The organism is Microcoleus sp. S28C3 (assembly GCF_036700785.1).
Taxonomy (GTDB): Bacteria; Cyanobacteriota; Cyanobacteriia; order Cyanobacteriales; family Microcoleaceae; genus Microcoleus; species Microcoleus asticus.
In genome coordinates this window covers 54,799-70,275 of sequence record NZ_JAUBPO010000001.1, presented here as the reverse complement: position 1 = coordinate 70,275, position 15,477 = coordinate 54,799, and the positions used below count along the sequence as shown (strand labels likewise).

Below are 15,477 nucleotides of genomic sequence, written 5' to 3'. Positions count from 1 at the left end.
CCCTTTTTGGTTCGAGGTAGCGTACCCGTCCACCAAAACTTAGTGATGGCAGATATAATATCTGCTAGACAAATAAATCGCGGCAATCTAACTCTAGCAGTTTGTGAAGACTGTGGATTTATTTTTAATCAGGAGTTTGATGGTTCCAAGTTAAGCTATGGAAAGGAGTATGATAATACCCAGACTTATTCGCCATCTTTTGAGAGTTATATTTGCGAACTTGCGCGCTCTCTCATCTATGATAAAAATGTTCAAAACTGCTCGGTTGTAGAAGTTGGCTGTGGCAAGGGTTCATTTTTAAGGAAGCTAGTAGAATCAGAGGAATGGGGAAATACTGGTTATGGATTTGACCCAAGTTATGTCGGGGCAGAAACTATTTTTGACGGTCGCCTGAAGTTTGAGAAGCGTTACTATGACTCAGAGTGTGCTAATATTCATGCTGATGTAGTTGTTTGTCGTCACGCGATCGAACATATTCCCGATCCTTTGAGCTTACTCTTTTCTGTCCGACAAGCTTTGGTTCATTCTCCTCAAGCTCGCGTTTTCTTTGAAACGCCTTGCGTCGAGTGGATACTGCGCAATCAAGTAATATGGGATTTTTTCTACGAACACTGTTCCTACTTTACGGCACAGTCTCTAGCGACGGCTTTTGAAGTATCGGGTTTTCAGGTTGAGAGCGTAGAGCATATATTTGAAGGGCAATATTTATGGTTAGAAGCTACGATTCCGGACCAAAAACCTGCGGTTACTAAAAAACCAGCATTCATTTCAATTTTAGCTAACCAGTTTGCTAGATCAGAACGCGAACTGATCGGCAAGTGGGAAATTAAGATTCAAGAATTAGCTAGCCATGGAAAAGTGGCTCTTTGGGGGGCTGGAGCTAAAGGTGTAACTTTTGCTAATACGATCGATCCCGATCGTAAATGGATTGACTGCATTATTGACCTGAACCCTAATAAACAAGGTAAATATATCCCTGGCACTGCTCACCCGATTGTCAGCTATCAGGATATAGCCGTTCGAGGAATTACAACTGCTATCTTGATGAACCCGAATTATTATCAAGAAAACCTAGTATTATTAAAGGCATCCAATTTAAACATTGACCTATTAGTGGAATAAGTTATGAAATTGACAATTGATACAGCTGAAAAAACACTCACTTGTGAGATTGATCACCAGAAGCAGGTATTAGACCTTTACACAAAAGAGGCTTTTGAACTGATATCGCTTCAGTGGGTTAAAGTTGGATGGAATCAGAAATATTCTTACACATTTAGTTGGTTTGGTCGCCCTTTGCTGCAACTCCCTGAAGATTTGATTCGCATTCAGGAAGTTATCTATCAGGTTAAACCGGATGTAATTATTGAAACCGGGGTGGCTCACGGTGGCTCGCTGATTTATTATGCTAGCCTTTTTAAAGCAATAGGCAAGGGTAGGGTTGTAGGAGTTGATATTGAAATTCGCCCCCACAATCGCAAGGCTATAGAGGAACATGAACTGTCATCGTTCATTACTTTAGTGGAAGGCAGTTCTACAGATATCAGTATTCTAGAGCAGGTGAAAAAACTGGTAACTCTAGGGGAGACTGTCTTGGTGATTCTTGACTCGTGTCACACAAAACAGCACGTTGCTGACGAGTTAGAGGCTTATTGTAGTTTTGTAACACCAGGCTCCTATATAGTTGCCACCGATGGGATTATGAAGGATTTGTATGATGTGCCGAGGGGAAATCCTGAATGGACTTGGGATCATCCTACTGCCGCCGCGGCTGAGTTTGCGGAGCTGCATCCTGAGTTTGTGCTGGAGCAACCTAAATGGCCGTTTAGCGAGAGCGATTTGACAGACAATGTAACTCACTGGCCTGGAGCATGGTTAAAGCGTACTTAAATCTGGTCTATTCATAGTGTGAGTACCTTGCTCACACTAAGTTGTGAAAAAAACACATCAACGAATTTCCATCTGATTTAAGAATTTAACTATCTGATTATAAATAAACCGCCAATCGCAATCATAGTTGTTATTAATACCATCAGTAATATTTTCGTTAGGAACTAATACTTGCGCTTTTAAGTTTTCTCTAAAAGTCGCATGGCTTAGGTGATTGCCAAAGGTATTCATCATAAAGGTAGATGCGTGAACGACAATATTCGGATGATTGGCTATCCATGATGAAAAAGTCATACCAGCGCCCAAGCTAGTTATACCTACCTCTATAGCTTGAGTCCACCAAACAACTGTTTCAAAAGTGGTAGCACCGATTGCACTGTATGTATTGATAGTAGGAGGGATAAGAGCAAGTATTTCTTCCATTATGGCTTTCTCCTTTTCAATTATAGACCAACTCGTACTTAGAGAGTTCTCTTTTCCTGTTAGAGACCACCCATCAAACACAACTCCCAAATTTGGAAAATCTGAAGATAGGCTTTTGATGATATTTGCTATTCCTTCTGCTTGACCTAACCATACCCTACTACTGGTGCGAATTTGGACACCCAGAAGTGGAAAATGTTTCTTAGCTTGTTTCACTTCTGTCAAAAAATCTTGAGAACAATTTTTGAGGGAAACATGGCATACTCTCTTTACTAATTGCTCCTTAATAAATATACCATTTGCCCTGAAAGCAACATAATTATTATCTAATATAGTTTTAAAAAGATCCCAAACATTTTCAACTTCAATGAACTTGTTAGCAGGAATTTCCGGGAAAACTTCTCGACAATTGAAGTAGTCCCCAGGTCCAGTCAGGATTTTATCAAGTTTATGCTGGATTTCATTCTCTATGAGAACATGAATACCCGCTAAGTCTTGCCACAAATAATGTCCTATATTGAAGCCTAAACCTATAACATCGACTACTTGTTTAGCTTCTGTTGATATATATTGTAGAACTTGCTGCCAACAGCTCACCATATAACTCTTGAACTTATTGATACTTTCTACAGAGCGTGCGAAACCAACTAACACTGGATTTAGATGAATAATTAGCTCTAATCTTGGTATATAAATTAACAATTTTTCACCGTTCGGGCAGCCTGTCATCAAATAAAATATTTCCCTTCCTACAAAGCGATAAAGAAAACCTTGCAAATCGTGGTGTCCCACTTCTTGATGATTGATAACGAATGATTGATTAGACCTAATAATCTTGCCACTGAAAGGACAAACTGCATAAACGTAACCAGTTTCTACGAGAACTTGCTGATACGGCAAAGTTAGTCTCATTGGCTGATGCAGATGTTTTGGATGATCGGCAAAACTCTTGATGTAAATTTCTTGCAAGAGAAAGTTGTCTTGTGCTATTAGTTGCACATTCGCTAGCGACAACCCCATTTTTTCCAGATATTTCCTATCATTAGAATTTTCTAATGTATGTGTAATAATTTTGTATCTGCTTGTTAACCTGAAATATTCCTCGGCTGCTTTTGGTTTGATTTCTACGTGGCAATCAATATTAGTTTCATTGAGTGGGTTGAGTTGATTCAATTCATTCCATATCTGATCGCAAACATTCCCATCACTATCGACTGGAATCTGTGGTGTTTTTTGAAGACAAACTATAGCCTCGTCTATCAGACCTTGTTGTGCCATGAGTATCGATAAGTTATGATGATAAGTCACAGCACTATTAATTGATGTGTTGAGCGCCTCAGAGGAGCAAGCAAGTACCTCATCTAGTAGTCCCTGTTTTAACAAACTTATTACTAACTCAGAGTAAAGATTCGTTTTTTCAGGGATAATTTCTATAGTTTTTCGGTAGCAAGAAAGGGCTTCTTCTAGCCTATTGTTTTTAGCAAAAAACATCCCAACTTGTACAGCTTTTTGGTAAGCAGCGATTGCATCAGTAGATTTGCCTTGCCTTGTTAGCGCTTCACCTAAGTAGTAGTAAAGTATATATGACTCTGGATTCAGGGAGATAGCTCGCTGATAGCAAGCAATTTCCTCTGCTAAGTATTCATGGCTAATTTCTAACTCGCGCCAGCGACAAGCTATCTCGTTTTCGATATACGGATACTTAGTTAAAACGTACCCAAACTCCTGTGAACTTCGGAATGAACTGAGGATAATCTGGCGGGATATCGCACCATCCTGGAGATTTTTGGAATATGTTTCTTTCTCATTCGCCTGGGGTTCGCGCTTCAAATAGGCGCGGTAAACTTCTTGCACAAAATTTGACTCGGTGAGGGAGTCAGCAGCTTGTAAAAAAGCTTCATCGTTGATTTGAGGCAGAGCCATTTCACACGCATCTTTCTGGCGTTTTTGGAGCAGGATTTTTCCCGTATCTGGATGGGAGCGTAAAAGTTCTAAATTGATCTGCGTCCAACGATATAAAGTTTGTCCTAACTGTTGATAAGACTCATAAGAATTTGGATTTAGTTCACAAGCAAGACGATAGCAGTCAATCGCCTTTTCCCACATCTCAAGTTTTACTAATGTCTTTCCTAGCTGCCAGTAAACTTCAAAGCTCTCGGGTTTAAGTTCCAATAATTTATAGTAAGATTCCGTATGATCTGGATTTAGCTCAATGGCTCTAAAGTACGATGCGATCGCCCCCTCCAAGTCCAATTTAGTTCGCTGCTGCAGGACCTCCCCCAACTTATTGTGAACCCAGTCCGCCTCTGGGTTCAGATTGCTCGCTTGCCGGTAACTCGCGATCGCTTCATCTAGCTGACCCAGTTTAGCTAAGCTCTCGCCTAACCCGCAGTAAGAACCAAAATGTTGCGGATTGAGTTCAATGGCTTTACGGAAAGCGGCTGCGGCCTCCTCTGGTTGCAGTTGCTGAGCTAGAGCATCTCCTAAATGGTGGTAAGACCAAGAGAAATCCGGGTTGAGTTCTATAGCGCGACGGTAAGCTGCAATCGCTTCCTCCAGCTTGCCTTGCTGAGTCAGGGCTTCCCCTAAGTGGTGGTAAGACCAAGAAATGTCAGGATTTAACTCAATCGCATGGCGGTAAGCCGCGATCGCTTCATCTAAATTGCCTGACTCTAGAAAATGATCCCCTTCGTGGATATGGGTTACAGCCGTTTTTTCCGCATTCATTTTGAATAACTGCCACTTGTGATAAACTTGCAACGTAGTTGATTGTAACTGAAGTGTGCGAGCAAGACAAGAACTCACTGGACTGAGCTGACCCTAGTCAAACACAGTAAAATACTGAATTGAGGATTTACGTTTGACATGGGGAACATTTTGCGACCGCTACCAGTCTGTCCACACTGACGCAACTTGCCTTCGGTCGAAGCAATCTAGCCAATAACAAGGAAAAATTAGGAGAGGAGACGAAGTACAAAATGCACCAAGTCGTGCAGATGATAGTAGATGAAATATGTTACATAAAAACATTTGTTTCAACAAAATTTATAGAGGTATATAGGTATTATTGTCGTTGAACTAATTGCCGTTAAGGAGGGACTAAAATGACCATCTGGAAAAAAACATTTTTGTTTAAAGGAAAAGAGTTATATTACAATCGCATACCGTATAACAATCCGTCGGAAAGAGCGGTTGAAGTTTCGATTGGGTTTAACTTTCTGATTGATCTCCCAAATTCAGACCGTGTTCTAGAAGTGGGGAACGTACTTTCACGCTATGAAAGCTCACTCGGCGAAAAGATGGGGGTTATTAAAAGAAGAATTATAGACAAATTTGAAATAGATATAGGTGTGGATAACGAAGATTTAATGACACTTGAATCCGAGGAAAAATATGATGCTATAGTTTCAATCTCTACCGTAGAACATATAGGTCAGGGACTTGATCCGTGCGGTGCTTACGGTGAGTCTACAGAAATTGGCGATCGGGAAGCTCCACTGAAGGCAATCGCGAAGATATACGATTTGCTGGCTATTGAGGGAAAAGCATTGATTACAGTTCCCTTTGGACTCCTTACGGATGGAGGATGGTACATTCAGTTCAGCGCGCAGTATCTGGCACTATTAAAAAAATATGCAATTCCTCAAGAGGCCATCCGTACAAGTTTCTTAAGATTAATTAATAGAGATCCAACAAAGGATAGCGTCAAAATGCTTTGGGAAGAAATAGAAGAGGTAGAACTTAGTAATGTAGAGTATAACCATCCTTTCCCCTTTGCCAATGCGATCGCTGTTATAGAGCTTTGTAAGGTTTCCAACGATTTTCATTTAGACTTAAATATCGATCCTACCCCTCTGTTTTACAATAGGCCCTATGAAAATCGGGTGGAATTGGATCAATACAAGGCGCAATTACACCCTACTCAGACAGATTTAGAGCAATACAACCAGCCAGAGTATCAAACTCAGGCGAAGGTGGAAATAATATCGGTTCATGTACCAAAAACAGCAGGAACAACATTTTATCAAGTTTTAAGTCATGTTTATGGTAGTGAAGCTGTTTTCAGGGATAATGAGAATGTTCCCGAAAGTCAAATTAAACCATCTGCTTTACCCGCAAACATTAAAGTTATTCATGGTCACTTTGCCTTAGACAAGTACAAAGGCTATTTTCATAATGCTAAAAAAGTAATCTGGTTGAGAAACCCTGTAATTCGATTAATATCAAATTACTTTTTTTGGCGGATGGAAAAGGTTGGTATTCCACGCAATATGGATGTCTTGGGAATCGTAGAGTTTGCCAATCTTCCTGCGGTGCGAAATATAGTAGCTAACTATATTGGGAAAAATCAGTTGAGTAATTTTTACTTTGTCGGAATTCAGGAGTTTTTCCAGTCAGACTTAGAAGACTTAAAAACGATGATGGGGTGGAGTGATCTTAGCGTTTTTTTTACTAATGCTAATACATTTCCTGATTATGATATTCAAGTACGAAAAATATTAGATGATAACGAAATTGTCAAGAAGTTAGCACAGAGCAATAGTCTCGATATGGAACTGTATCAACAGGCTCTGAACTTGCGAGCAAAGCGTAGGAATGAAGTAGGTGGGTTCCACCAGCTTCTGCAACTTAGTGAACAGTGTCAGTCGCAATTGCATCAAGAACAGAGTCAATTGGCACAATCGCAGTTGCAACTGCACCAGACTCAGACGGAATTGGAGCAATCTCAGTCGCAATTGCATCATGCACAGAGTCAATTGGCACAATCGCAGTTGCAACTGCACCAGACTCAGACGGAATTGGCACAATCTCAGTCTCAACACCACCAGACTCAGACGGAATTGGAGCAATCTCAGTCTCAACTACACCAGACTCAGACGGAATTGGCACAATCTCAGTCTCAACACCACCAGACTCAGACGGAATTGGAGCAATCTCAGTCTCAACTACACCAGACTCAGACGGAATTGGCACAATCTCAGTCTCAACACCACCAGACTCAAGCAGTCTTGGTACACTCTCAGTTGGAGCTGCACCAGACTCAGGCGGAATTGGAACTATCTCAGTCTCAACAACACCAGACTCAGGCGGAATTGGAACTATCTCAGTCTCAACTACACCAGACTCAGGAAGAGTTGGAACTATCTCAGTCTCAACTACACCAGACTCAGGAAGAGTTGGAACTATCTCAGTCTCAACTACACCAGACTCAGGAAGAGTTGGAACTATCCCAGTCTCAACTACACCAGACTCAGGCGGAATTAGAACTATCCCAGTCTCAACTGCACCAGACTCAGGAAGAGTTGGAGCAAGCTCAGTCTCAACTGCACCAGACTCAGGAAGAGTTGGAGCAAGCTCAGTCTCAACTGCACCAGACTCAGGAAGAATTGGAGCAAGCTCAGTCTCAACTGCACCAGACTCAGGCTGAATGGGAACAATCTCAGGCTCAACTGCACCAGACTCAGGTTGAATTGGAGCAATCCCAATCTCAACTGCACCAGACTCAGGAAGAATTGGAGCAATCCCAATCTCAACTGCACCAGACTCAGGAAGAATTGGAGCAATCCCAATCTCAACTGCACCAGACTCAGGTTGAAGGGCAACTATTTCAGTCTCAACTGCACCAGGCTCAGGTTGAAGGGCAACTATTTCAGTCTCAACTGCACCAGGCTCAGGCTGAATTGCAGCAATTTCAGTCTCAACTGCACCAGACTCAGGCTGAATTGCAGCAATCTCAGTCTCTACTACACCAGAATCAGGCTGAAGGGGAAAGACTAAAGTTTCAGGGAGCTAGGGTTGGAGATTCTGACTTACGACTCCAGTTGGATTACAAACTGTTGGTGTGGGAGGCTTGGCACGCTCATCACAATGGTGATATGAAAGCTATGGCTCACTTTCTAAAGGAATCATTAAAGTGTACTCCTTTCTCCGCAACAGAAACAGTATTAAAATGGTTAGAGAGTTTTGCCCAGTTCAGTTCAGAAAAGGGGTATCATCTTGATACCAACTCCCTGATTAACTCAGCGGAATGGAAGGAATTGATGCGTCGCGGTCTTCATAATGGCAAGAGTGTAATTCCGATGCACTAGACTGAGATTGCTAGCAACCTGCGATCGCACATCGCAATCTGACGTTCGTCGATCAACTTAGAACACTATCCTCACAGAGCGATCAATCGTTCGTGCCTGAAGGTGAGGATAAAAACAGTAGGTTTTCAATTTCAAACTTAAATTGTATCTATTCACAATTATCAGGAGGATCAAATTGACTATGTTCAATCAAACAGTAAGTTATACTTTTGGTGTCAATCTTGTAGGTCACGTGACAGGTGAATTTGGTCTTGGCGAAGGCATGAGAGGTACCATTAGAGCAATAGAAGCAGCAGGGATTCCCTTCGCACTCAAGGATATTAAAGAAAGTTCGCAGCGCAACTTAGATTATACATACACAGATTTTTCTGAAAGTAATCCCTATCCAATCAACATCGTTCATGCCAATCCTAATCCAGTCCATATGGAGCAAATTGGTTCTGAATACTTTCAGGGTAGATACAATATAGGATTTTGGGCTTGGGAACTGCCAACATTTCCCTATTTTTGGCAAGGTGCTTTTGATTTATTTGATGAAATATGGACTTATAGCCATTACACGGCTGAAGGCATTGCTAAGGTATCGTCTATTCCAGTTCTAAAAGTAGCACCTAGCATTTATCTGCCAGAATCATCATTGGGGAGAGAAGCTTTAGGATTACCTAAAAATAAATTTATTTTTTTGTTCATGTTCGACTTGGGAAGCATATTTGAAAGAAAAAATCCAATAGCTACAGTAGAGGCATTTCAACGAGCTTTTGATAAACTAAATAATGATGTGCTATTGGTGATTAAGTTCCGACCGCATCCACAGTTTAAAGAGCAACAAGAGCAACTTTTGAGTTCGGCAAAAGAATGGTCATCTATTAAGTTTATAGAGGGAGATTTAAAGAAAGAAGAAATTCATTCCTTAGTTAACTGTTGTGATTGTTATGTGTCGCTGCATCGTTCAGAGGGTTTTGGCTTGACCATGGCGGAAGCGATGTTTTACGGAAAACCTACCATCGCTACTGCATACTCCTCAAATGTTGAATTTATGAATGTAGGGAATAGTTTTTTGGTGAAATATGACCTAGTTACAACTACGGAAGATTATGGGCCTTACCCAAAAGGTAGTGTCTGGGCCGAGCCTGATATTGACCATGCGGCCTCCTTAATGCAGTATGTTTTTCACAATTATCAAGAAGCTGAGCAAGTAGGAGCCAGAGCAGCTCGGGAGATTAAGTCTATACTGAGTCCGCAGACTGTTGGCAGCACAATTAGAAGTCGCCTGCAACATATTATGAAAATTGGGATTCGCAGGCAATTAGAGCAATCTCAATTTCAACTCCCCCTAATCAACGATGCAGAATTTTTGCAAGAAACTGAGAACCTCAATGATGGAGATTTTCTGGAAGTAGCTTATCACGCCTATCTAAAACGCGATCCCGACCGCGAAGGGAAAGAAACCTACATCCAAGTTTTAGATGATGGCACCTTCACACGTCAGCAATTCCTCTGTGAAATGCGGGATTCACCGGAATTTGAGGCTTTGTGGAAGCTTGTGGAGGAAGGACTTTTGCCCTTAGCTTCGGAAGTAAAATTGATTTCCGTACACATACCAAAAACAGCAGGCGTAACGTTTGGCAAGATTTTAGAACAAGTTTATGGTAGCGATAAATTAGTTAAAGAATACAAAAATAGGTCTTTAGCTACTATCGTGCAACAAGGTGGGATTAATAGAGAAACTAGAATAATTCACGGCTATTTTCCTGCTGTAAAGTACAAAGGATGTTTTTTGCATTCCGTTCCCTCGATAATTTGGTTAAGGCATCCCATTACTCGCTTAATTTCCTGGTATTGTGATTCTATTAGTATGCGGAGTGACGTTGCTGAGGACGAATTTCAGAAATATGTCAGTCAAACCAAGCCGAGTCTGCTGGAATTTGCTGAGCTACCAGCAACCCAGAACTTGATGTCGAGGTGCGTTCTGGGAATGAAGCTAAGTGATTTTTACTTTGTCGGCATCCAAGAATTTTTCCGCGATGACCTAAGTGACCTGAGAGAGATGCTAGGTTTGCCAGAGGTAGAAATTGGTTGGCATAACAAAAATAGATACCCCGGGTATCACGGTTATGTTAACAATGTCTTGAGTGATAAGAATCTGCTAGCTAAGCTAGCAGCTATCAATAGCCAAGATATGGAACTTTATCAAACCGCATTGAATTTGAGACAGAAGCGGAAAGAGAGAACTAAAGAAAACTCAGAACTCCATTCAAGTTAGGACTCGCTGCTATTTATGATTAAAAAAAACGCTGCAACTACTGGCATCAATCAGCAGCCAGTTATTATCAACGATGAGCCGAGCCTCACTAATCCCGTTTCGCAAATGGCTACTGAGGCGCAGTGTCGCTCAGATGCCTTTGTTTACTGGTGTCAAGAGACTCGTCTGCCTCACGCGCCTATCTTCCACCGCAAGCTGTGGGAGTACGGCTATATCCTCCAGGCCCTATCTGAGACAGGAATGATGTCACCAGGCAGGCGTGGGCTGGGTTTTGGTGTCGGCAAGGAACCCCTGGTCGCGGTAATGGCCCAGCGCGGCTGCGAGATAGTCGCTACAGACCTTGATCTAGAAGAGGCGACCAAGCAGGGCTGGACTGGTTCGGGTCAACACGCAGCAACGCTCGAAGCGCTGAACGATCGCGGCATTTGCCCCCCCGAACGCTTCGCATCCCAGGTGAGTTACCGCGTGGCAGATATGAACAAGATAGATCCTGATTTGGTCGGCTTCGATTTTGTCTATTCCTCTTGCGCTTTCGAGCACCTCGGCTCGATCGAACTGGGGCTGCAATTCGTCAAAAACAGCCTCAAGTGCCTGCGTCCGGGCGGAATAGCAGTACATACCACCGAATTCAACGTTTTTTCTAATGACGCAACGATCGACAACCAACAGACTGTACTGTTTCGACGGCAGGACATCGACAGACTCGCAGCAGATTTGACAAGCCAAGGACACGAAATAGTCCTCAACTACAACACTGGAAGCGGGCCATTCGATCGTCACATAGACGTACCGCCCTGGTCGGGAATACACTTAAAGCTTCAGTTAGAACAATATGTCACAACATCCTTGGGGCTGCTCATTCAAAAGGCTTCATAGATTAAATCGTTTTTCAATCCTATTGAGACATTTCTACCCAGCAAAAAACAAGACCAATGTTAAATCATCAACTAAATAATTCTTTGGGTGTTAATTTAACCGGTCATATAACCGGTGATTTTGGGCTAGCGGAAGCCGCTAGAGGGAATCTCAGAGCCTTAGAAGCAGCCAGAATTCCCTTTGCAGTTAAGGATCTAAAAATAGATTGGCTACCAAACTCCGATACCAGCTACAAAAATTTTTCCGATGACAACCCATATCCAATCAACATTATCCAAACCAACCCCAATTGGGTTGAGCAGATTTTAGCAGGATACTTTCCCGGCATTGGTTCTGAATATTTCAAAGGGAAATACAATATAGGTGTCTGGTTATGGGAACTGCCAGTATTTCCCTCTGAGTGGCAGTGGGCATTTGATTTATTTGATGAAATTTGGACTACCAGTAACTTTTGTGCAGAAGCGTTTTCTGCCGTCTCCCAAGTTCCTGTACTCAAAATTCCTGTTAGCCTCGCCTTCCCGCAACCATTATTAACAAGAGAAAACCTCAACTTACCCAAAGATAAGTTTATTTTTCTATTCATGTTTGACTTTGGCAGTTCCTTTGAACGGAAAAATCCCTTTGCCACTGTTGAGGCATTTAAACGAGCTTTTGGTAAATCTAATCAAGATGTTTTACTCGTTCTCAAGTTTGCTAATGCTCATCTTTTTCCGCAACGGCGACAGGAACTGATTGATTTAGCTGAGGGTTGGTCATCTCTTCAGTTTATAGACGGACATTTGCAAAAAGAAGAGATTCACGGCTTGGTTAATAGTTGTGACTGTTATGTGTCTCTGCATCGGGCTGAAGGATTCGGTTTAACAATGTCGGAAGCCATGTACTACGGCAAACCAGTAATCGCCACAGCCTATTCATCTAATATGGAATTTATGAATGTTGGCAATAGTTTTCCGGTTAAATATGAACTGGTGACAACAACTGAAGATTATGGAGCTTACCCCAAAGGCAGTGTCTGGGCGGAACCAGATATTGCTCATGCTGCGTCTCTCATGCAGTCTGTATTTGAGGATTATAAGGAAGCTCAGAAAATAGGAAAAATAGCAGCCAAGGAAATCAGGTCTTTATTAAATCCTCAAGCTGTAGGTATAAAAATAAAAAATCGCCTTGAATTTATCAGGGCACATCTCAATCATACCCAGTTGTCAAATCGGTTCCATGAACTTCAGACAGAAAGAGATCTATTGGCTCGTCAAGCCCAAGCTTGGAGACAGACAGCATTACAGGTACAGAAAGAGTTAGCAAAATACTCTTAATTTCAACGACAATAGCGCTGAATTGTCAAGCATTTATTTATTCTCGATATTTCTTAAGTAAAAGACGAACAATGTTAAATCCAACCCTAGATCCTAATTTCGGCGTCAACTTTATAGGACACCTGAGCGGTGAATATGGTCTGGGAGAAGGTTCGAGGGCCACTCTCAGAGCGATCGAAGCTGCTGGCATTCCCTTTGCACTGAAAGATATTAAGGTACATTGGCATCGAAATTTAGATAGCAGCTACACAAGTTTTTCCGAGCAAAATCCCTATCCTATTAACCTGATCCACACTCTGCCAGAACCCATGGTTTTCAACATGGTCGATCGCGAATGCTTTAAAGGTCGATACAATATTGGCTTCTGGGCTTGGGAACTGCCGATATTTCCATCAGGGTGGCTGTACGCTTTTTCACTATTTGACGAGATATGGACTTATAGCAATTACTGCGCTGAAGCGATCGCGCCCGTATCCCCCGTCCCTGTGATTAAGATGATGTCCAGCCTTGAATTTCCCGAACCGTCATTTGATAGAGAACAATTAGGATTACCCCAAGACAAATTTATTTTTTTGTTCATGTTTGACTTCCACAGTACCATAGGTCGCAAAAATCCCTTTGCTACTTTGGAGGCATTTAAGCGAGCTTTTGCTCAATCGAATAAAGATGTCTTACTGGTACTCAAGTTTTCTAATGGCAGCTTTTTCCCCAAAGAGCGAGACCAACTCAAAGCGCAAGCTGCAGGCTGGCCAGTTCACTTTATAGATGGGCATTTAAAGAGAGAAGAACTTCATGCTTTAGTTGCCAATTGCGACTGCTATGTTTCCCTGCACCGGGCCGAAGGTTTTGGTTTGACAATGGCGGAAGCGATGTACTACGGCAAACCCGTAATCGCGACTGGCTACTCATCTAATATGGAATTTATGAATGTCGGCAATAGTTTTCCAGTAAAATATGACATAGTGACGCTGACAGAAGATTATGGGCCTTACTTTAAAGGTAATTACTGGGCAGATCCCCATATAGATCATGCAGCATCATTAATGCAGTATGTTGTTGAAAATCCCCAGGAAGCACAACAAGTAGGAGCGAGAGCTGCTCAGGAAATCAAGTCTTTACTGAGTCCTCAACTTCAAGGCATCAAAATTAAAAATCGGTTGGAAATAATTAGAAACAGAATGAACCAATCTAAAAACTGGTCAACTGGCATCCATCAAATTCATAAAGAGACGGCTTTGGCTCATTCTCAAATCCAAGTTTGGCGGCAGACAACACAGCAAATTCAATCGGAGCTAGCGCAATACCAACGGTTTGCTAAGACTTAAAAAATTTATTTGCTTTACTGTAGATATTTCTTATGAGGAGTTCAGTTATGTCCAACAACACAAGTTTTAAGTTTGGAGTTAATATTATCGGTCATGTGAGTGGCGAGTTTGGCTTGGGCGGGGGTGTGCGAGGGACGATCAGAGCGATGGAAGCAGCTAACATTCCTTTCACAATCAAGGATATGAAAGAAGATTCGCAACGCAACTTAGATTCTACATACACCAATTTTTCCAGCGATCATTCTTATCCCATTAATATCGTCCATACCAACCCTCACGAGTCCTTGTTGAATTCTATCGATCCTGAATATTTTAATAATCGCTATAATATTGGTTTTTGGATTTGGGAACTTCCGGTATTTCCTGATTTTTTCATGGGAGCTTTTAATCGATTTGATGAGGTGTGGACTTACAGTAATTATACTGCCCAAACGATTTCAGATGTATCGCCTCTTCCCGTTGTCAAATTACCACCTAGCATTTATTTAGCGCCCAACGAGTTGGGGAGAGAATCTTTAGGACTACCTAAAGAAAAATTTATTTTCCTGTTCATGTTCGACATGGGTAGCGGTTTTGAGCGAAAAAATCCTTTTGCTACCATTGAGGCGTTTAAAAAAGCTTTTGGTCAGTCTAATGAAGATGTTTTACTGATTATTAAGTTTCGACCTCATCCTTACTATCAAAATCAGTACGATCAACTAAAAGCAATGACAGAAGACTGGCCATCTATTCAACTTATCGAAGGGCATTTGAGCAAGGAAGAGGTTCATGGCTTAGTAGATAATTGTAACTGCTATGTATCGCTACATCGGGCTGAGGGTTTTGGTTTGACTATGGCGGAGGCAATGTATTACGGCAAGCCAGTTATAGCTACCGCTTATTCATCAAATACCGATTTTATGAATGTCGGCAATAGTTTTTTGGTGAAATACGATCTAGTGGCAACTACTGAAGCTTATGGACTTTACCCAAAAGGTAGTATCTGGGCTGAGCCGGATATCGATCATACAACTTCGCTTATGCAGTATGTTTTTGAAAATTATTCGGAAGCACAGGAAGTAGGAGCGAGAGCAGCTAAGGAGATTAGGTCTTTATTCAATCCAGAGGTTATTGGTCAAAAAATTAGACATCGCCTGGAATATATTATGAGGGCAATAGAAGAGAAAAAGTTGGTTGAATCGCAAGCTCAAGCGTGGAAGCAAGCGGCGCTGCAATCTCAGAGAGAACTAGACAGAGCAAGGCTTCAATTTTGATATTAGCAACTGGCTGGCATCAGGGATTATTTATTATGCGTCTTC

Annotated in this window: 9 protein-coding genes; 8 read left to right on the top strand and 1 reads right to left on the bottom strand. The window is 41.8% G+C overall.

All coding sequences use genetic code 11. The features are described 5' to 3' along the window. The first annotated feature begins 45 nt into the window (after positions 1-45). The gene (locus QUA13_RS00285) at positions 46-1,122 is read left to right on the top strand and encodes a class I SAM-dependent methyltransferase (RefSeq protein WP_333195845.1); all 1,077 of its coding nucleotides are present in this window, start codon (positions 46-48) and stop codon (positions 1,120-1,122) included. 3 nt (positions 1,123-1,125) lie between these two features. Continuing rightward, a complete protein-coding gene (locus QUA13_RS00280; RefSeq protein ID WP_333195731.1) occupies positions 1,126-1,890 on the top strand; it encodes a CmcI family methyltransferase in 765 nt (254 codons plus the stop codon). Between the two features lie 57 nt (positions 1,891-1,947). On the opposite strand, the gene QUA13_RS00275 is transcribed toward QUA13_RS00280, so the two are convergent. Next, positions 1,948-5,040 carry a tetratricopeptide repeat protein gene (locus tag QUA13_RS00275; RefSeq protein WP_333195729.1) on the bottom strand — a complete coding sequence of 1,031 codons (3,093 nt, stop codon included), beginning with the start codon at positions 5,038-5,040 and terminating at the stop codon, positions 1,948-1,950. Between the two features lie 377 nt (positions 5,041-5,417). On the opposite strand from QUA13_RS00275, the gene QUA13_RS00270 reads away from it, so the two are divergent. From QUA13_RS00270 to QUA13_RS00245, 6 genes are all read left to right on the top strand, one after another. After that, a complete protein-coding gene (locus tag QUA13_RS00270) occupies positions 5,418-8,402 on the top strand; it encodes a hypothetical protein (protein WP_333195728.1) in 2,985 nt (994 codons plus the stop codon). Positions 8,403-8,583: 181 nt separating this feature from the next. Continuing rightward, positions 8,584-10,665, top strand: coding sequence for a glycosyltransferase (locus QUA13_RS00265; RefSeq protein WP_333195726.1), 2,082 nt, complete (start codon positions 8,584-8,586; stop codon positions 10,663-10,665). Positions 10,666-10,680: 15 nt separating this feature from the next. After that, positions 10,681-11,541, top strand: coding sequence for a methyltransferase domain-containing protein (locus QUA13_RS00260; protein ID WP_333195724.1), 861 nt, complete (start codon positions 10,681-10,683; stop codon positions 11,539-11,541). Positions 11,542-11,597: 56 nt separating this feature from the next. Then, complete coding sequence (locus QUA13_RS00255) at positions 11,598-12,854, top strand: glycosyltransferase (protein ID WP_333195722.1); 1,257 nt, start codon at positions 11,598-11,600, stop codon at positions 12,852-12,854. A 71-nt stretch (positions 12,855-12,925) separates the two neighbouring features. Beyond that, entirely contained in the window at positions 12,926-14,179 is a 1,254-nt protein-coding gene (locus QUA13_RS00250) for a glycosyltransferase (protein ID WP_333195721.1), read from the top strand. A 47-nt stretch (positions 14,180-14,226) separates the two neighbouring features. Beyond that, positions 14,227-15,432, top strand: coding sequence for a glycosyltransferase (locus QUA13_RS00245; protein ID WP_333195719.1), 1,206 nt, complete (start codon positions 14,227-14,229; stop codon positions 15,430-15,432). Positions 15,433-15,477 lie beyond the last annotated feature (45 nt).

Bases quoted from the DNA above. Each gene is read 5' to 3' on its own strand.
- QUA13_RS00245 (WP_333195719.1), top strand. From the start codon at position 14,227: ATGTCCAACAACACAAGTTTTAAGTTTGGAGTTAATATTATCGGTCAT.
- QUA13_RS00250 (WP_333195721.1), top strand. From the start codon at position 12,926: ATGTTAAATCCAACCCTAGATCCTAATTTCGGCGTCAACTTTATAGGA.
- QUA13_RS00270 (WP_333195728.1), top strand. From the start codon at position 5,418: ATGACCATCTGGAAAAAAACATTTTTGTTTAAAGGAAAAGAGTTATAT.
- QUA13_RS00265 (WP_333195726.1), top strand. From the start codon at position 8,584: ATGTTCAATCAAACAGTAAGTTATACTTTTGGTGTCAATCTTGTAGGT.
- QUA13_RS00280 (WP_333195731.1), top strand. From the start codon at position 1,126: ATGAAATTGACAATTGATACAGCTGAAAAAACACTCACTTGTGAGATT.
- QUA13_RS00255 (WP_333195722.1), top strand. From the start codon at position 11,598: ATGTTAAATCATCAACTAAATAATTCTTTGGGTGTTAATTTAACCGGT.
- QUA13_RS00285 (WP_333195845.1), top strand. From the start codon at position 46: ATGGCAGATATAATATCTGCTAGACAAATAAATCGCGGCAATCTAACT.
- QUA13_RS00275 (WP_333195729.1), bottom strand. From the start codon at position 5,040: ATGAATGCGGAAAAAACGGCTGTAACCCATATCCACGAAGGGGATCAT.
- QUA13_RS00260 (WP_333195724.1), top strand. From the start codon at position 10,681: ATGATTAAAAAAAACGCTGCAACTACTGGCATCAATCAGCAGCCAGTT.